Source organism: Pseudomonas tremae (assembly GCF_001401155.1).
In the GTDB taxonomy this organism is placed as follows: domain Bacteria; phylum Pseudomonadota; class Gammaproteobacteria; order Pseudomonadales; family Pseudomonadaceae; genus Aquipseudomonas; species Aquipseudomonas tremae.
The window spans coordinates 1-18128 of record NZ_LJRO01000074.1 but is presented as its reverse complement, the minus strand read 5'-3'; the positions used below and the strand labels follow the sequence as shown (position 1 = coordinate 18128).

The 18128-nt window shown below is 59.9% G+C and carries 13 protein-coding genes; 10 read left to right on the top strand and 3 right to left on the bottom strand.

Features of this window, described 5'->3' with window-relative positions:
- Nucleotides 1–70: 70 nt before the first annotated feature.
- A complete protein-coding gene (locus tag ALO43_RS05305) occupies nt 71–541 on the top strand; it encodes a prepilin peptidase (RefSeq protein ID WP_054997226.1) in 471 nt (156 codons plus the stop codon).
- 146 nt (nt 542–687) lie between these two features.
- Nucleotides 688–1482 (top strand): response regulator transcription factor, encoded by a 795-nt coding sequence (locus ALO43_RS05300; protein WP_201769831.1) that lies wholly within the window; start codon nt 688–690, stop codon nt 1480–1482.
- Between the two features lie 6 nt (nt 1483–1488).
- Here the strand turns inward: ALO43_RS05300 and ALO43_RS05295 are convergent, their stop codons facing one another.
- Nucleotides 1489–3144 (bottom strand): response regulator, encoded by a 1656-nt coding sequence (locus tag ALO43_RS05295; protein ID WP_054997216.1) that lies wholly within the window; start codon nt 3142–3144, stop codon nt 1489–1491.
- Between the two features lie 295 nt (nt 3145–3439).
- On the opposite strand from ALO43_RS05295, the gene ALO43_RS05290 reads away from it, so the two are divergent.
- The 6 genes from ALO43_RS05290 to ALO43_RS05265 all read left to right on the top strand — a co-directional run bounded on the left by ALO43_RS05290 (nt 3440) and on the right by ALO43_RS05265 (nt 10232).
- Nucleotides 3440–4519 carry a DUF2333 family protein gene (locus tag ALO43_RS05290; RefSeq protein WP_005888703.1) on the top strand — a complete coding sequence of 360 codons (1080 nt, stop codon included), beginning with the start codon at nt 3440–3442 and terminating at the stop codon, nt 4517–4519.
- Entirely contained in the window at nt 4519–5064 is a 546-nt protein-coding gene (locus tag ALO43_RS05285) for an NUDIX hydrolase (RefSeq protein ID WP_054997215.1), read from the top strand. The genes ALO43_RS05290 and ALO43_RS05285 overlap by 1 nt, the downstream gene beginning before the upstream one ends.
- A gap of 203 nt (nt 5065–5267) precedes the next feature.
- Nucleotides 5268–5639, top strand: a complete 372-nt coding sequence (locus ALO43_RS05280; RefSeq protein WP_005888701.1) for a translation initiation factor Sui1 — start codon at nt 5268–5270, stop codon at nt 5637–5639.
- A gap of 87 nt (nt 5640–5726) precedes the next feature.
- Nucleotides 5727–7640 carry an arginine decarboxylase gene (gene speA, locus ALO43_RS05275; protein ID WP_005888700.1) on the top strand — a complete coding sequence of 638 codons (1914 nt, stop codon included), beginning with the start codon at nt 5727–5729 and terminating at the stop codon, nt 7638–7640.
- A gap of 220 nt (nt 7641–7860) precedes the next feature.
- Nucleotides 7861–9249 (top strand): type VI secretion system Vgr family protein, encoded by a 1389-nt coding sequence (locus ALO43_RS05270; protein WP_053481353.1) that lies wholly within the window; start codon nt 7861–7863, stop codon nt 9247–9249.
- 80 nt (nt 9250–9329) lie between these two features.
- The gene (locus ALO43_RS05265) at nt 9330–10232 is read left to right on the top strand and encodes an alpha/beta hydrolase (RefSeq protein ID WP_054997214.1); all 903 of its coding nucleotides are present in this window, start codon (nt 9330–9332) and stop codon (nt 10230–10232) included.
- Here ALO43_RS05265 and ALO43_RS05260 read toward each other — a convergent pair.
- Nucleotides 10226–11566: an MATE family efflux transporter gene (locus ALO43_RS05260; protein ID WP_054997213.1), complete on the bottom strand. Its 1341-nt coding sequence runs from the start codon at nt 11564–11566 to the stop codon at nt 10226–10228. The two genes, ALO43_RS05265 and ALO43_RS05260, sit on opposite strands and share 7 nt — an antisense overlap.
- Before the next feature lie 226 nt (nt 11567–11792).
- On the opposite strand from ALO43_RS05260, the gene ALO43_RS05255 reads away from it, so the two are divergent.
- Complete coding sequence (locus tag ALO43_RS05255) at nt 11793–16742, top strand: alpha-2-macroglobulin family protein (protein WP_054997212.1); 4950 nt, start codon at nt 11793–11795, stop codon at nt 16740–16742.
- A gap of 166 nt (nt 16743–16908) precedes the next feature.
- On the opposite strand, the gene ALO43_RS05250 is transcribed toward ALO43_RS05255, so the two are convergent.
- Complete coding sequence (locus tag ALO43_RS05250) at nt 16909–17202, bottom strand: hypothetical protein (RefSeq protein WP_005888694.1); 294 nt, start codon at nt 17200–17202, stop codon at nt 16909–16911.
- A gap of 95 nt (nt 17203–17297) precedes the next feature.
- Here ALO43_RS05250 and ALO43_RS05245 point away from each other — a divergent pair.
- Nucleotides 17298–18128: transglycosylase domain-containing protein (locus ALO43_RS05245; protein WP_174518490.1), on the top strand; the 831-nt coding region annotated here is incomplete at its 3' end.

Here is an 18128-nt window from a genome sequence, read left to right as displayed (position 1 = left end):
CAACGTCTACCCTGACATTGGCGATTAAGCACAGCATAGATTCTTTAGAGAACCCGGTATGTTTTGCGTGATGAAATTATTTCTGCTGCTGGCCTGGTTTGTAATTTGCGCCGAACAGGACGCGCGACGCAAGGAAATTTCCAACCGGCTGACAATAGGCGGCGCGGTGCTGGCCGCCGCGTATCTGAGTTTCACAGGGGTTGCCTGGCTGGGTGCGCCAGCCAGCGAGGCTGGGCTGGCACTGGTACTGGCGCTGGCCCTGACGCTGCCCGGGTACATGATGGGCAGGCTGGGCGCTGGCGACGTCAAACTGATGACAGCCATGGCGCTTGCCTCCGACAGTGCCTACCTGCTGTGCACTTTTGTTAGCGCAGGCGTCGCCCTGCTGCTGTGGCTTTTTATAGGAAAACACCTATGGCCTCACATGCCACAGCGGGTAACGCAGCGTTACGCCTGCCTGAACCCGAGGACGTCGGACAAACTTCCCTTTTCTCCCTTTTTATTGATCGGCCTGCTACTCAGCGCCGGGCTGCTCCATTAATCGAACGTAAAACCAATGCTATGTACATAGTCGGAAAGTAGAGCTACGGTTAATGCATTGCGTTGACGTACGGTCGCGTACAGCAACAACTCTGCGGTGGGTGTTTGCTGAATGGATAAAGGTCACGGTTGACTGAATTTAACAGCATGGAGTCGCACGTGAATAACTTCCCGGACATGAAAGTGCTTGTGGTGGATGACCAGCCGTTAATTGTCGACGAACTCTGCGAGTTTCTGGAAGGCAATGGTTATACATGCGTGCGCTGTTACTCCAGCCTTGAGGCCATCGAGCATTTCATTCATGACAGTACGGTCGGCATCGTGCTTTGTGATCTGGAAATGCCCGGCATGAATGGTATCGAGATGGTCGAAGCCATGAAGATGGCGGGCGGCAAGTCGCACCTGTTCGAAGCCATCATGCTTACCGGGCAAGCCGAGAAAAAGGACGTCATCAAGGCTTTGCGAGCCGGCATAGCCGATTACTATCAGAAGCCGGTGAATCTCGACGAGTTACTGGAGGGCGTCCAGTTGCAGGTCGAAGCGCTCAACGAGCGGCAACGCAATTACCATCAATTAAGCCTGCTTAACGAGAAGTTGCGATTTCTGGCCGCTTCGATCGAGGACATTTATCAAAATATGGATAACGTCCAGAGCAAGCCGCCGCCTGAGAAAAAAATCGCTCCACGCCCGGAAAACGACGCGCAGATGCGCGTAACGCTGGCCAAGCTGTCACGCCGCCAGCAGGACGTGGCGCGCCTGGTGAGCACCGGGCTGACCAACTACCAGATTGCCTGCGAGCTGGGTATTACTGAAAATACTGTAAAACTTTATGTATCGCAGGTGTTGCGCCTGACCCACATGCACAACCGTACCCAGCTGGCACTGGCCTTTTCGCCGGGACAGTCCGGTGAACGGCATAACCTGACCGAAAGCCAGGGCTGAGCGGGTTCAGGCCTCTATTTCCGACCGCGCCGTGTGAAACGTCACGCTCGCCAAGGCTGAATGCACCTGATTGCGACCCGCATGCTTGGCCCGATACAGAGCCGTGTCAGCCTGGGATGCCAGGCTAAGACTATCGACATGCGCGCCAAGCGACACCACCCCGGCGCTGAAGGTGCAGGACAGGTCCGCAGGCTGCGCCGGATAATGGATTTCTGCGAAACGCAGGCGGATTTCATCAAGCACCTTGTGAGCGCTATGGATATCGGTGTCCGGCATGACCACAGCGAATTCTTCACCGCCGTAGCGGCCGATAAAATCAGTCTTGCGCAGGCGCTGCTTGAGAAACAGTGAAAGGCTTTTGATCACCCGATCGCCCATCGGGTGACCATGGCTGTCGTTGACCTTCTTGAAGTGATCGATATCGAGCATGGCGAAGCAAAGCGGCTTGCCCTCGCGTCGCGCTCTAAAACTGCAATCTTCCAACAATTGCAGGATATGCGTGTGGTTATAGAGCCCGGTCAGGCTGTCGCGAACCATCCGCGCCTTGAGGCTTCGCGCTCTGGCGGCACGATTGCGAACCGTGGTGATCAAGTGTCGCGGCTTGATCGGCTTGGTGAGAAAGTCATCGCCGCCTTCGCTCATGGCATCGAGCTGTTTGTCCTGATCGTCTTCTGCCGACAGGTAGATGATCGGCACGCTGACGTAGCGGTCGTTGTGACGAATGACCTTGGCCAGTTCAGTCCCGGTGCAGCCTGGCATGTACATGTCGAGAATGATCAGGTCCGGCTGGAATTCAGCCAGCTCGGACATTGCCTTGATCGGGTCGAGCAAGACCTTCGTGACAATCCCGGCGGCATTCAGCACGCGCTCGGTGTGCATCGCCTGAGCGCGGGAGTCATCGATGATCAGCACCTTGTAAGGCTCGTATTGGGCCACGCAGGTCAGCACTTCAATCTTCTCGAGCAGGCTCGAAGCTTCCAGCGTGCCGGTCAAAAACTCTTCACCACCCGCCCGCACAGCCGCCAGCCGGGTGGGCGTGTCCGTTTCATTAAGACTGAAAAACAGCAGAGGCAGCTTGTGCTCTAGCCCTTCCTGGGCCTGCGAAGCCAGTTTGAGCCCCTGACCGGGCCCATTGAAGTCGACATCCATGACGATCGCCGCCGGAAGGCGTTGAGCCATTGCGTGCAAAAAATCGCTAACCGTGTGCAACGACATGGCAGCCAGGCCGAAGAATTCGAGCTGCCTGGCCAGACGCTCGGCGCGCTCATGGTCCTGCAACGCAATATAGACAGGCTTGCGCAATGGAGGCAGCGAGGTTTGCTCAAGCCTGTCACCATGCCGCAGCCCGGTGCGCGACAGCCGCTGCATCAAGCGATTGAGTTCGGTGATGACGTGGCTGTTCAAGCGCCCGCGATTGGCTTCGACGGCGTCCAGCACCTGAGAGATTTCGTTCGCCAGAGCGATGTGTTCAGCCTGTTCGAAACGCTCGGCAAAACGCTGCAGACGCAGTGTCGATTCCTTGAGCTCAGCCATGTGGCATGCCGACCACTCGGCTTTTTGCAGACGCTGCCACGTTTCCAGAATCTGGCGCGCCTGGTGTATGACCCGTTGTGCAAAATGATGCTTGAGGCGATCTCGGCTAGGATCTTCTGGCTCGGTCATATTCGGGCTACTGTGGTTTTGCTGGGCATGATGAAGGATGGCGCTATGCTAGCACCTTGGATACGCATTAAAGATGTCGTGAGCCAGTTATTTGACAACATTTTGATGGCGCTTGGCCATTACTCAAAATCAATGAGCTGATAGGCTTTGACTATAAGAATAATGCTGCAAGTAAATCGCCCTGCCGGCTTGCCACTTCAAGCCTGAAACTCGATACCTTGGCACCTTGAGACAAGGTTGCGGTCGAACACCACGTGAAGCATTAAACTCAAGATCAGATCGAAAGGACCCTACCATGCTGGATTGGAAAAACCGCGCAGGCAGCGCGGGTGAGCGCACCGCTGATACGTCATCGGTCAAACGCCGCGGTTACCTGGGCAACCTGTTCTACAGCCGTGCTCTGGGCGCCCTGATCTTGATTTATCTGCTGGTCGCATTATTGGTCGGTTGGTACTGGAGCAAGGAACCCGCCCTCTTCCCTGTGCAGCAAAATGCACAGGCTGCAGCCGAGCGCGAAGGCAAACAGATGGTCATCGGCTACACCACGGTCGAGACGCTCAAGTCCGTGGCCGGCACCCTGCTTAACAAGCCGGGTGGTTACCTGCTGAATGACAAGCTGCCGCCGGGCGTATGGCTGGATAACATTCCCAGCTGGGAATACGGCGTACTGGTCCAGGTTCGCGACCTGAGCCGTGCGCTGCGCAAGGACTTCGCCCGCTCGCAGTCCCAGTCTGCTGAAGACAGCGATCTGGCCCGCGCCGAACCGCTCTTCAACGTCAAGGACGATACCTGGATGTTCCCGTCCAGCGAGTCTCAGTACGCAGAAGGCATAAAGGCCCTCAGCCGTTATCAGGCGCGGTTGTCCGATCCCAACCAAAAAGGCGCGCTGTTTTATGCTCGTGCCGACAACCTGAACAACTGGCTGGGCGATGTCGGTACCCGCCTGGGTTCGCTGTCGCAACGCCTGTCGGCCAGTGTTGGCCGGGTCAAGCTCAACAGTACGCTGAAGACCGAAAGCAACATCTCAGTCAAGCCGGGCGAAGTGCCGCAGGTGGACGAAGAGATTGTCGAAACACCGTGGCTGCACATTGACAACGTGTTCTATGAAGCACGCGGTCAGGCCTGGGCGCTTTCGCATCTGTTGCGCGCCATCGAAGTCGACTTCGCGGACGTGCTCGCCAAAAAGAACGCGACGGTCAGCGTGCGCCAGATCATCCGTGAGCTGGAGGCCTCGCAGGAACCCATGTGGAGTCCGGTGATCCTCAACGGTAGCCCGTTCGGTATGTTCGCCAACCACTCGCTGGTGATGGCTAACTATATTTCACGCGCCAATGCTGCCGTGATCGACCTTCGCCAGTTGCTGAACCAGGGCTGATGCCTATCCCGCCAAACGAGGCCGCGCACCGCGCCGCCTCGGACGCCGAGCAAATCGCGTGGGTCGATGAGCAGGATCGTCTGCTGGGTCCGATGGTTCGCTCCGATTTGCGCGACCAAGGCCTGATCGGGCGCGGCACGTACATTTTGCTGTTCAACAGTGCAGGCGAACTGTGCGTTCATCGACGCACCCTCAGCAAGGCTATTTATCCCGGTTACTGGGACGTGGCAGCCGGCGGCATGGTCCAGCCTGATGAAAGCTACGCCGAATCTGCTGCTCGCGAGCTGGAAGAAGAACTGGGTGTACGTGACGTGCTGTTGCAGGCACATGAGCGGTTTTTCTTTGATCAGCCGGGTAACCGCCTGTGGTGCGCGGTCTTTTCGGCGGTGTGGGACGGCCCTTTGATACTCCAGCCTGAAGAAGTGCAGGAAGCGCGTTTCATGCCTGTTCCTGAAGTGCTGCGTCAGGCCGGGCAAATGCCTTACTGCCCGGACTCGCTGGCTGCGCTGAAGCGTTATCTGGTGCAAATCCCGGTGGGGCAGTAAAGAAGTGCCCGGTAAAGCAGCGGTTCAGTAAATTGGACCCTGCGCCCCTTAGCAACGGGCCTGTTTGCCGTTACACTGCGCGACCTTTTCAAACTGTATCGGCCCTGCCGTTGCAGTAGCGCTGCCCCTGCCAGAGTGGGGCCTCGCGGTCGATGGCTGTTAAAGGCCCGACCCGTCTTCAGTCCTCAACAAGAGGATGTTACGTGGCTAAAAAAGCCGCTTCCCTCGCTGCCTTGGGTGGCCTGGTATTTTCGACCGACGCAGGGCGTCATTGCCCCGATTGTCGTCATCCCGTTGCCGACTGCACGTGCAAACAGACGGCTCTCCCGGAGGGCGATGGTGTTGCCCGTGTCCGCCGTGAAAGCAAGGGGCGTGGCGGCAAGACTGTCACGACCATTAGCGGTGTGCCCTTGGCCGAAGAGCCGCTCAAGGAGCTGGCCAAGGCCCTCAAGCAGCGCTGCGGTACTGGCGGATCGCTCAAGGACGGTGTGATCGAGATTCAGGGCGACCATGTCGAATTACTGCTGGCAGAGCTGGTCAAGAAAGGCTTCAAGGCTAAAAAGTCCGGCGGCTGAACCCGCGAATCAAATCGTCATTTCAACTCATTACAATGCGCCCAGCCGGCTTGAGGCTGGCGCAACGACTTTTTATAGGGGACTTCGATGTCCGTACGACGCACACGTAAAGACGATGGCAGCCAATGGACCGTTGCAGACAGCCGCAGCGTTTATGGCATTCGCCATTGGGGCGCTGGTTATTTTGCGATCAACGAGGCCGGTCGCGTTGAAGTTCGTCCCAATGGGCCAGACAGCTCGCCGATCGACCTCTACGAGCAGGTCGACAACCTGCGCAAGAGCGGCCTTTCGCTGCCTTTGCTGGTGCGTTTCCCAGACATCCTGCAAGACCGCGTGCGTCAACTGACCGGGGCGTTCGACAGCAACATTGCACGCCTCGAGTACCAGAGCCAGTACACCGCGCTGTACCCGATCAAGGTCAACCAGCAGGAAGCGGTGGTGGAAAACATCATCGCCACGCAAAACGTGTCCATTGGCCTGGAAGCCGGCTCCAAGCCCGAGCTGATGGCCGTGCTGGCACTGGCTCCCAAAGGCGGCACCATCGTCTGCAACGGCTACAAGGACCGCGAGTTCATCCGTCTTGCACTGATGGGCCAGAAGCTGGGCCACAACGTCTTCATCGTCATCGAGAAAGAATCCGAAGTCGAGCTGGTCATCGAAGAAGCCGCCGAGCTGAAAGTCGCCCCGCAGGTCGGCCTTCGCGTGCGCCTGTCTTCTCTGGCGTCCAGCAAGTGGGCCGACACCGGCGGTGAAAAATCCAAATTCGGGCTGTCGGCCGCGCAATTGCTGTCAGTGGTCGAGCGTTTCCGCAAGGCAGGCCTGGATCAGGGCATTCGTCTGTTGCACTTCCACATGGGCTCGCAGATCGCCAACCTGGCGGACTACCAGCACGGCTTCAAGGAAGCGATCCGCTATTACGGCGAACTGCGCAAACTTGGTCTGCCAGTGGATTACATCGATGTTGGCGGTGGTCTGGGCGTCGATTACGACGGCACGCACTCGCGCAACGCCAGCTCGATCAACTACGACATGGACGATTACGCCGGTGTCGTGGTCGGCATGCTCAAGGAGTTCTGCGACGCGCAGGGCCTGCCGCACCCGCACATTTTCTCGGAAAGCGGTCGCTCGCTGACTGCTCACCACGCCATGCTGGTGGTTCAGGTGACCGACGTCGAGAAGCATAACGACGAAGTTCCGGAAATCGCCGACAAGGAAAGCCTGCCGGAAACCGTGCAATGGCTGGTTGATCTGCTGGGCCCGACCGACATCGAGATGGTCACAGAAACCTACTGGCGCGCCACGCACTACATGAGCGACATCGCCGCCCAGTATGCCGACGGCAAGATCAGCCTGGCCGAAAAGGCACTGGGCGAGCAATGCTACTTCGCCGTCTGCCGCCGCCTGTACAACTCGCTGAAAGCCCGTCAGCGCTCGCATCGTCAGGTGCTGGACGAACTCAACGACAAGCTGGCCGACAAGTACATCTGCAACTTCTCGGTGTTCCAGAGCCTGCCGGACACCTGGGCCATCGGCCAGGTGCTGCCGATCCTGCCACTGCACCGCCTGAACGAAGAGCCCGTACGCCGCGCCGTGCTTCAGGACCTGACCTGCGATTCCGACGGCAAGATCAAGCAATACGTCGACGAGCAGAGCATCGAGACCAGCATGCCGGTGCATTCGCTGAACGAAGGCGAAGACTACCTGCTGGGGATCTTCCTGGTGGGCGCGTATCAGGAAATTCTGGGCGACATGCACAACCTGTTCGGTGACACCGATTCGGTGAACATCTACCAGAACCCGGACGGCAGCGTTTACCACGCCGGTATCGAAACCCACGACACCATCGAAGACATGCTGCGCTACGTGCATTTGTCGCCGGAAGAACTCATGACCCATTACCGGGACAAAGTCGCCAGCGCCAAGATCACCCCGCGCGAGCGCACCTACTTCCTCGACGCCTTGCGTCTGGGGCTGACGCGTTCATCGTACCTGTCGTCCTGACCCCCTATTTAAGGGAAAGGCTCGTCATTTCTCGTTCCCATGCCTGATGGGAACGAGAATTCCCCCCGGACGCTTCTCGTTCGTCCCGCTCGCCAAGCCATTCAGCGTAGTCCCCCGCCTCCATTTCTGTAGGCAACGTCCTTTTCTACCTCGCTTCGCGCTGCACCACCCGCCTTCTCCGCCAGAATCCTCGACCGCATTCCCGGAAGAGACACCTTTTATGACCGACCCAGCCAGCGTGCCGCTCCTTTGCCTGGAAATCGCCCGGCTGCAGCGCCGTTTTGAAGTGCTCTCATTCACTGCGACCGAAGCCATCAGCCAGCCGTTTTTGTTTGAGATAGAGATTATCGGCGACGGCTTCTATCTGGACCTGACCAGCATCATGTACCTGCCTGCCTTCCTGAACTTCGGCAACCAGCACGGCACACACGGGCAGATCCAGGCGGCGACACGCAAGCATTATCAGAGCGGGCCGGAGTGTTACACCGTGAGGCTGGGGCCACGTCTGAACTGCCTCGGGTTACGTCACAACTCGCGCCTGTTCCAGCACATGAGCGCCGTTCGCATCATCACTCAGGTGATGGAAGAACATGGCCTGAAAAAGAGCTTCCGTTTTGACCTGCGGACCGACTGCCACGAACGCGAAAGCTGCGTTCAGTATCAAGAGTCCGACCTGCAATTGGTCCAGCGCCTGTGTGCAGAAGAAAACATCCACTACCTCTTTATTCATTCCAGACGCCGCCACGAACTGATTTTCGGCACAGGCCTGCACGGGTTTCAGCGAAGCCCCATCGCACCCTGGCGCCAGTTTGCCGGGCAGTCGGGGGTGACGCGCTTTGCCGTCACCGATGCGCACAGCGCTGTTCCCGGCAGCCGCGCAGGCCAGCACGCCACCGGGCGCAGCACCTTGCCATTTGTGTCCTGCGGGCAACTGCTGCCGCTGGCCGGGCACCCGGAAAAAAGCTGGAATCGTCTGTGGCTGATCACCGGGGTCCGGCACCGCTTTACTGCTACTGAAGGCGGAGCCGAACGTTACCTGAACCGGTTTGAAGCCATACCGTGGGAAGCAGGGTTCAGCACGCCGGCACCGCTGCCACGCCATCCGGTTGCGCCCTTGCAGCAGGGCTGGATCGTCGGCACCCGCGATGAACCGACACGGCCTGATACCTCGGGCCGCGTACCGGTGCACCTCGAATGGTGCTCGCAGCCTGCAAGCAAACCCGATAGCTGCTGGCTGCACCTTGCTCCGGGCCTGAGCCTTGAATGCCGGAGCGGCATGGCCGTGCTGATAGGCTTTCCCGACGCCGACCGAACGCCGCCACAGATCATCGGTTACATGCCAGAGCAGGCACTCGAGGTTCCTGTCGAGGCTACTTCAGAATCTATCGACAACCTGCACATTCATCTCGACTGGCCATTGACCTCCGGGACCGAGCTGCAACTGGGCGACGGTCCAACCGTATACCTCGACGAAGGCAGCAGCCTGACGGTAGACACAGGTGCCAGCCATGTACACATCGACCATGACGGCATGACGCTGAGCAGCCCGCGCATCAGCTTCACCAGCAAAACGAACGACATCGAAAGTGATCCAGAAGCCAGCCAATGACGTAGGGGGTAATTGTTTGGCACTGAGGCGCAGAGAGGTTGTCTCAGAACTGTCCGAACTACCTGCCAGAGCCCTTTTACATGATCCGAGCGATTTTCCTGACACTGATGACCGGTGCAGTACTGGCAGCGTTGTCCGGCTGTTCACCGCTGAAGCTGCTTAATTCGTTGAATCCGACAGGTCCGGTCGACCACGTCTACGGCGTCGCCTACGGGCCGGACCCGCGCAATTCGCTTGATATCTACACGCCTAAATCGAAACCGGCCGACGCGCCGGTCGTGGTGTTTTTTTACGGCGGCAGCTGGAACAGCGGTTCGAAAGCCGACTACGCCTTCGTCGGAGAAGCGCTAGCGGCACGTGGCATGGTGGTTGTGATTGCCGACTACAGGCTCTATCCGCAGGTGCGTTACCCGAGTTTTCTGGAGGACTCGGCCAAGGCCTTGGCCTGGGCTCACAAAAACGCAAAAACCTACGGCGGCGACCCAGACCGGCTATACGTGATGGGCCACAGCGCAGGCGCTTACAACGCTGCAATGCTGGCACTCGATCCTCGCTGGCTGGCTCGTGAAGGGTTATCACCCTCCATTCTCAGCGGCTGGATCGGGCTGGCCGGGCCTTACGACTTCCTGCCCATCGAAAACCCGGACGTGAAACCGGTGTTCTTCTTTCCCGCCTCGCCGCCGGATTCGCAGCCCATCAACCACGTTACGGCCAACGCGCCGCCTGCGCTGCTGATGGCCTCGAACACCGACTCGCTGGTCAACCCCAAGCGCAACACCGGCGGTCTGGCCCAAAAGCTGCGTGCTGCGGGCGTTCCGGTGCGCGATCTGTATTTCTCCCGCACCAATCACGGCACGCTGGTCGGCGCATTCGCCAAACTGTTGAGTCGCCTGGCGCCGGTGGCCGACGAAGTGGACATGTTCGTCAAACACACCCCTCAAACACATGCTGAAGCCGAAGAATCGAAGCCGAAGCCTCAGTGAACGAACCATCCGTCTTTGCGCGTGAGACGCCAGGCGATCATGCCAAGGCTCAGGCCGCGCAGCAGGGTGAATGCCAGGAATGTCAGCCACAGCGCGTGATTGCCGTGGCTCGAAGCCAGCCAAGCGAAGGGCGCGATGCCTGCCGCGCTGAGTAACATCGCGTTGCGCATTTCTCGGGCGCGAGTGGCACCGATGAACAGACCGTCCAGCAAATAGCTCCAGACAGCCAGCAAAGGCATCAGCGCCAGATAAGGCAGGTACGTCATCGCCGTTGCCCGGACCTCGGGAATGTCGGTCTGCAGGCTGACGAAACCATGCCCGCCAATCAGAAACAGCAAGGCGAACCCCACGCTGGCAATCAGCGACCAGCCCCCCGCCACTACCAGCGAGCGCCGCAAGGTGTCGCGATCACGCGCGCCTATGGCGTGGCCGCACAGCGCTTCGACCGCATGCGCCAGCCCGTCCAGCGCATGAGCCGTCAACAGCAGGCCGTTGAGCAGCAGCGCATTGGCAGCAACCGTTGCGTCACCCAGACGAGCGCCCTGCACGGTAATCAGAAACATCACCGATTGCAGGGCCAGTGTGCGCAAAAAAATGTCGCGATTGACCGCCAGCAACGGTCGCCAGTTGCTCCAGAGCTTCAGGGCCGACCATACAATCCGGCCCGGCCAAGCGCGCAGTGTCTTGCGAGCCAGCACCAGACCGAGCACCACACCGGTCCATTCCGCCAGCACGGACGCACGTGCAGAGCCAACCACGCCCCAGTCCAGCCCCATCACGAACCAGAGGTTGAGCACAATATTCACCAGGTTGGTGACGAGCAGAATGGCCAGTGGCGCTCTGGCGTTTTGTGCGCCCAGAAACCAACCAACCAGTGCGTAACTGGCTAACGCCGCAGGCAGACCGAACAGGCGGGTGTGGAAGAAATCCAGGGTCATCTGTTGCAGGTCGGCAGACGGCTGCATCATTGCCAGCGCCAGGTGGCTGAACGGCAAGGCGATAACGCCCAGCAGGAACGCCAACCCGACGGCCAGCAGCAACCCCTGCAAGAGAATCCGGCGCAGCGCTGCACTGTCCCCACGCCCCGCCGCCTGCGCGGCAAAACCGGTAGTGCCCATGCGCAGAAAGCCCATCGCCCAGGCGAGAAAGGTATACAGCGTCGCTCCGACGGCCACGGCACCCAACTGATGAGCATGGGGTAAATGGCCGATCACCGCACTGTCGACCAGCGCCACCAGCGGAACGGAAATATTCGACAGAATCATCGGCGTCGCCAGCGACCAGACACGACGATGGGTTGGACGATGACGCCAGTCAGTGAGCAACGTGGACATAAGAACTCCCGGCAAGGCGGGCATTGTAACGAGGAAGCGCAGATTTGTGACGTAGAGCGTCAGCCAAGGCATTCCTGTGCTGGAGCGCAAGGAAAGATAATCCCGACTACCCTTCCCACGCTCTGCGCAACTGCGTCCGGGCACAGACTGCTGAATCTGACAGTAATACTTGTCATCACGACTGTTATATAGTCGCCTCCTCTCCACCGCTGCCGACGAGTGCCCCATGTTAAACAAAGGATTGTTTCTGGCCTGCGCGCTCGCGCTGCTGAGTGCCTGTGATTCTTCCAGCACGGACAAACCGTCCGCCGCCGGGGCGCCTGCGACACAGGCAGCGATCACCGATACAAAGCCCAAATCCGCTGTCGACCTCGCTGCGCTCAGCAAGCGTTACGCGGGTCGTGAGCTGACTGTCATCGACGTATCGGAAATACAGCTGGACGGCGCCAGCGCGCTGTCGGTGAGCTTTTCCGTGCCGCTGGACCCGGAACAGAAGTTCGCTGAAAAACTTCATCTGGTGGACAGCAAGAGCGGCAAGGTCGATGGCGCCTGGGAGCTGTCGGACAACCTCATGGAGCTGCGTCTGCGCCATCTGGAGCCGCAGCGCAAGCTGGTGCTGACCGTCGATGCAGGCCTGCAAGCAGTCAACAAGGCCGGACTGGCAAACGAATACATCAGCCGTCTGGAAACCCGCGACCTGCAAGCCACCGTCGGCTTTGCCAGCCGTGGCAGCCTGTTGCCGACCCGACTGGCTGAAGGTCTGCCGGTCATCGCCTTGAACGTCGATAAAGTGGATGTCGAGTTCTTCCGGGTCAAACCCGACTCGATGCCGAACTTCCTTGCCCAATGGGACGGCGCGTCGAGCCTGTCCAGCTACAGTTCGGAAGAACTGCTGCCCATGGCCGATCTGGTCTATAGCGGCCGTTTCGACCTTAAGCCCGCGCGCAATACCCGCGAAACCGTACTGCTGCCGATTGCCGGTATCAAGGCCCTGCAACAACCAGGCGTCTACCTGGCGGTGATGCGCGCCTCGGGCACTTACAGCTACTCGCAACCGGCCACTCTGCTTACCCTCAGCGATATCGGTCTGTCGGTGCATCGTTACAGCAATCGCCTGGATGTGTTCACTCAGGCGCTTGAGGGCGGCAAGGCCTTGGGCGATATCAACGTCGATGTGTATGACGACAGTGGCAAGGTCGTCGCTCAGGGCAAGACCGACAGCGATGGCCATGCGCAACTGCCGCTGCCTGCCAAGGCTGCGGTGGTGCTGGCGCACAAGGATGAACAGACCAGCATGCTGCGCCTGAACAGCTCGGCGCTGGACCTGGCCGAGTTCGACATCTCCGGCCCGCAGGCACATCCGCTGCAATTCTTCATTTTCGGACCGCGAGACCTCTATCGCCCCGGCGAAACCGTGCTGCTCAACGGCCTGCTGCGCGACGGCGATGGCAAAAACGTCAAACCACAACCGATCACCGTCGAAGTTCGCCGTCCTGACGATCAGGTGAGCCGCAAGTTTGTCTGGGAAGCCGACAGCAATGGTTTCTACCAATATCAATTGCAGCTTGCCGAGGAGGCACCGACCGGACGCTGGCAGCTGGTGTTCGACCTCGGTGATGGCAAGCCTCAGCTCTACGAGTTCAAGGTCGAAGACTTTCTTCCAGAGCGCCTGGCGCTGGAACTCAAAGGCAGCGACGAGCCAGTCGCGCCAGCTGAAAATCCTCAATTCGACGTCACCGGGCGCTACCTGTACGGCGCGCCAGCCTCAGGCAACACCCTGACAGGCCAGGTTTACGTCCGTCCATTGCGCGAAGCGGTGGGCAAACTGCCGGGCTATCAGTTCGGCTCGATCACCGAAGCAGACCTCAAGCACGACCTGGAGCTTGAACCCTTCACACTGGATGCCGAAGGTCACGCGACGCTCTCCGTGCAGAGCCAATGGGCACAGGCCCGGTCTCCGCTGCAACTGATTCTGCAGGCCAGCCTGCAGGAGTCCGGCGGTCGTCCGATTACCCGCCGTCTGGTGCAGCCAATCTGGCCCGCCGAGCATTTGCCCGGCGTACGTGCGCTATTCGGCAGCAGCACTGGCGACGACGATTACGACGACGAAGCCGGAAAGGGCGAAGCCCAGACCAATGGCGATGGCCCGGCCGAGTTCGAAATCGTGATGGCTGACGCTGCGGGCAACAAGCTGGCCGCTGATAACGTCAAGGTCAGGCTGATACGTGAACGCCGCGACTACTACTGGAACTACTCGGCCGATGATGGCTGGAGTTACCATTTCAACGAGAAATTCCTCAACCTGAATGAGGAAACCCTCACTGTCGCCAAGGATTCCAGCGCCAAAATCAGCTTCCCGGTCGAATGGGGTCCATACCGCGTAGAAGTGGAAGACCCGTCCACCGGCATGGTCAGCAGCCTGCGCTTCTGGGCAGGCTATCGCTGGCAGGACAACACCGACGGCGGCGCGGTCAGGCCGGATCAGGTCAAGCTGGCGCTAGATAAACCGGCCTACAACGATGGCGATACCGCCAAAGTGACGGTTACGCCTCCGGCCGCGGGCAAGGGCTATCTGTTGATCGAGTCCAGCGAAGGCCCGCTGTGGTGGAAGGAAATCGACGTACCTGCGGAAGGCAAGTCGTATGAAATCCCGCTGGACAAGCAATGGACGCGTCATGACCTGTATGTCACCGCACTGGTGATTCGTCCCGGCGAGCGCAAGGCCAACGTCACGCCGAAGCGTGCTGTGGGCGTGCTGCATCTGCCGCTGGACCGCGCGCAGCGCAAACTGGCGCTGAGTGTCACCGCGCCCGAGAAGATGCGTCCCAAACAGCCGCTCAAGCTCAAGGTTGTCGCCAAAAACGCTGACGGCAGCGTGCCCAAAGAGGTACGAGTACTGGTTTCGGCAGTGGATGTCGGCATTCTCAACATCACCCGCTATGCAACGCCCGATCCGTTTGCCAGCCTGTTCGGGCGCAAGCAGTACGGTGCTGACCAACTGGATATCTATGGCCAGTTGATCGAAGCGGGCCAGGGTCGTCTTGCCAGCATGGCGTTTGGCGGCGATGCGCTGGCCAAGGGCGGTAAACGCCCGGATACCAGTGTCACCATCGTCGCGCTGCAAAGTGCGCCGGTGACATTGAACGAGGCGGGCGAAGGTGAAGCCAGCGTCGATATACCGGACTTCAACGGTGAGCTGCGCATCATGGCTCAGGCCTGGACCGACGACCGTTACGGCATGGCCGAAGCGAAAACTGTGGTAGCTGCGCCGATCATCGCCGAACTGTCGACGCCACGCTTTTTGGCTGGTGGCGACCAGACCAGCGTTGCGCTGGATATTTCGAACCTGTCGGGCAAAGCGCAGAAACTGGACGTGAAAATCAGTGCCGAAGGCCAGTTGAGCATCCCTGGGGGTGATCAGAGCAAGCCCTTGCAGCTCAAACAGGGCCAGCGCATCACCCTGAAAGTGCCAGTGCTGGCGCAAGGCGGCCTGGGTCAGGGCAAAATCAAGGTGCAGGTAGAAGGCCTCGATCTGCCGGGCGAAAACCTGCCGGCCTTTACCCGCGAATGGACCGTCGGCGTGCGTCCTGCCTACCCGGCGATGCTCAAACATTACCGTGCCACTCTCAATGATCAGCCCTGGAGCCTGCCGGAAGGCGCGCTGGAGGCCTTCGAGCCTGCCGGACGTGAAGCGCTGCTGTCGCTGTCAAGCCGTCCGCCGCTGAACCTTGGCGAACAGATCCGGGCACTGAAAGCCTATCCATACGGTTGCCTGGAACAGACCGCCAGCGGCCTCTACCCGTCGTTGTATGCCGACGCTGCAACCCTCAAGCGTCTGGGCCTGACTGGCGAGCCGGAGGCCGAGCGAAAGCGCAAAGTCGAGATCGGTATCGAGCGCCTGCTGGGCATGCAGCGCTATAACGGCAGCTTTGGGCTGTGGGGCTCGGACAGCGAAGAAGAGTACTGGCTGACTGCCTACGTCACGGACTTCTTGCTGCGCGCCCGCGATCAGGGCTTTGCCGTGCCGCCGGATGCGCTGAAAAAAGCCAACGAACGCCTGCTGCGCTATTTGCAGGATGCAGGGCAGATTCAGGTCAATTACAGCCAGAACGCCGAACATACGCGCTTTGCGGTCCAGGCGTATGCAGGTCTGGTGCTGTCGCGCAGTCAACAGGCGCCGCTGGCGGCGCTACGCAGCCTGTTCGACCGCCGCAGCGATGCGCGCTCAGGTCTGCCGCTGGTGCAGCTGGCCGTTGCGCTGGAGAAGATGGGCGACAAGCCGCGTGCCGATCTGGCCCTGACTGCAGGTCTGGCGGTTGGTCGCAAGAACGAGTGGCTGGCCGACTATGGCAGTTCGCTACGCGATCAGGCGCTGATTCTTGCATTGCTGGAAGAGAACGACCTTGCCAAGGACAAGCGCGAAGAGCGTCTGTTTGCCCTGGCCGATGAAGTCGCGGCCAACCGCTACCTGTCCACTCAGGAAAGCAACTCGCTGTTCCTCGCCGGTCGTAACCTGCTGAGCAAACCGGAGCAGGACTGGACCGCAAGTATCGCCAGCGGCACCGAAACCCGCGAACTGAGCAACAAGCAGCCAGGCCTCAAGCTGGATGGCGCTCTGCTGGCCTCGCCCCTGTCGGTTCACAACCAGGCACGCGAGCCGCTCTATCAGCAGCTGACGGTCTCGGGCTATCCGGCCCAGGCACCTGCGTCCGGCGGTGAGAACCTGAGCATTCGTCGAGAATACCTAAACCTGAGCGGCGCGCCGCTGAATGTCGGCGCGTTGAAAACCGGGCAACTGGTGCTGGTGCATCTGGAGATCGGTGCAAAGCAGCGTGTGCCAGATGCCTTGGTAGTGGACTTGCTGCCGGCAGGCCTGGAACTGGAAAACCAGAACCTGGCGCAAAGCTCGGCCAGCCTGGAAGACGCCAGCGAAGAGGTGAAGACCATCCGGGCTTCGATGGAAAACGCCGGAATCAAGCATCAGGAATACCGCGGCGATCGCTACGTGGCCGCGCTGGATATCGACGGCAGCAGCAGCGTGCATCTGCTCTACCTGGCACGGGCCGTCACGCCCGGCACTTACCGCGTACCGCCGCCGCAAGTGGAGTCGATGTATCGCCCGAACTGGCAGGCTCTGGGTGAAACGCCTGCGCAGATGGTAGTGAAGGGGAAATGATCGCTAATTTATTTATCCGAATGTGTAACTGAGGGAGCGAACCAGGCGAGGCTTCGCGTGTTCGCGAAAGGGCCGGTACATCTGCTGAAGATATACCGGTCGCAATAGAGCCTTCGCAAACACGTTCGCTCCCGCAGAGGGAGCGCACTGGTGACATCTCAACCCATCAATGAATAATCCAGCTCAGCAACCACAGGCCCAGGGCCAGCCAAATGATCCCGAGGATGATCGAAGCACGCATGAATGCCCTGACGGCCGAATACAGCAGCATCAGACCAATGATCAGCGCAACGATGCTGATCAGCGAGGTGTCCATGCCCAGCGTACGCGACAGACCGTCGACAAAGTTTCCGCCGGCATGGGTAAACCCGTTGAACAGCCACGCCAGGCCATCGATGAAGAAGCGAATCACCGCGCCGATGGCTTGTCCGAGCCATTCAAAAAAGCCTTCTACCTGCATATGTGCGTCCTGATTGGGGTCGTGAAGAAGATGATCTGCTCGCTTTGGCCGTCGCCAGGCGTGTCAGGTTCCGTGGATCATAAAGGCTCTTTGTGTTGAAACCTGAATTTCTTCTGCGCCTCATGCAAAAACTCAAATGGCTGGCAGGCGGTACTTTGCTGCTGATCGCGCTGCTCTGGCTGGCTGATCGCGTGTGGCCACTGCCGCTACCCAAGGATGATCTGGCGCGGGTCGTGCTGGCTGAAGACGGCACGCCGCTGTGGCGCTTTGCCGATGCCAGCGGCGTCTGGCGCTATCCGGTCACTCATGAACAGGTTTCGCCGTATTACCTGGAAGCGCTGCTGACCTACGAAGACCGCTGGTTCTACCGCCACCCCGGCGTGAACCCGCTGGCGCTGGGGCGTGCCAGCTGGCAAAACCTCAGTGGGGCCCGGGTTTTTTCAGGGGGCAGCACGCTGTCGATGCAGGTTGCCCGCTTGCTTGATCCGCATTCACGTACCCTGCCCGGCAAGCTTCGCCAGTTATGGCGCACGGTGCAGCTTGAGTGGCATTTATCCAAGGATCAGATCCTTGACCTGTACCTGAACCGGGCGCCGTTCGGCGGCACGCTGCAAGGTGTGGCTGCCGCCAGTTGGGCGTATCTGGGCAAGTCGCCGCAGAACCTGACCCGCGCTGAGGCTGCACTGTTGGCGGTGCTGCCGCAGGCGCCGAGCCGCTTGCGCCCGGACCGTCACCCGCAGCGCGCACAGCTGGCGCGCGACAAGGTTCTCAGGCGCCTGGCCGAATTCAAGGTATGGCCGCAAGGCAGTGTGGCCGAGGCGCTGGAAGAGCCGCTGTGGCTGGCGCCGCGGCAGGAACCCAGCCTCGCCCCCTTGCTGGCCCGCCGTTTGAATAGACCAGCCAGCCCGCCGCTGATCCGCACCACA

What these genes read in the sequence shown, in the direction of transcription:
- ALO43_RS05305 (WP_054997226.1), top strand. Translation starts at nt 71, where the DNA reads ATGAAATTATTTCTGCTGCTGGCCTGGTTTGTAATTTGCGCCGAACAG.
- ALO43_RS05300 (WP_201769831.1), top strand. Translation starts at nt 688, where the DNA reads ATGGAGTCGCACGTGAATAACTTCCCGGACATGAAAGTGCTTGTGGTG.
- ALO43_RS05295 (WP_054997216.1), bottom strand. Translation starts at nt 3,144, where the DNA reads ATGACCGAGCCAGAAGATCCTAGCCGAGATCGCCTCAAGCATCATTTT.
- ALO43_RS05290 (WP_005888703.1), top strand. Translation starts at nt 3,440, where the DNA reads ATGCTGGATTGGAAAAACCGCGCAGGCAGCGCGGGTGAGCGCACCGCT.
- ALO43_RS05285 (WP_054997215.1), top strand. Translation starts at nt 4,519, where the DNA reads ATGCCTATCCCGCCAAACGAGGCCGCGCACCGCGCCGCCTCGGACGCC.
- speA (WP_005888700.1), top strand. Translation starts at nt 5,727, where the DNA reads ATGTCCGTACGACGCACACGTAAAGACGATGGCAGCCAATGGACCGTT.
- ALO43_RS05270 (WP_053481353.1), top strand. Translation starts at nt 7,861, where the DNA reads ATGACCGACCCAGCCAGCGTGCCGCTCCTTTGCCTGGAAATCGCCCGG.
- ALO43_RS05265 (WP_054997214.1), top strand. Translation starts at nt 9,330, where the DNA reads ATGATCCGAGCGATTTTCCTGACACTGATGACCGGTGCAGTACTGGCA.
- ALO43_RS05260 (WP_054997213.1), bottom strand. Translation starts at nt 11,566, where the DNA reads ATGTCCACGTTGCTCACTGACTGGCGTCATCGTCCAACCCATCGTCGT.
- ALO43_RS05255 (WP_054997212.1), top strand. Translation starts at nt 11,793, where the DNA reads ATGTTAAACAAAGGATTGTTTCTGGCCTGCGCGCTCGCGCTGCTGAGT.
- ALO43_RS05250 (WP_005888694.1), bottom strand. Translation starts at nt 17,202, where the DNA reads ATGCAGGTAGAAGGCTTTTTTGAATGGCTCGGACAAGCCATCGGCGCG.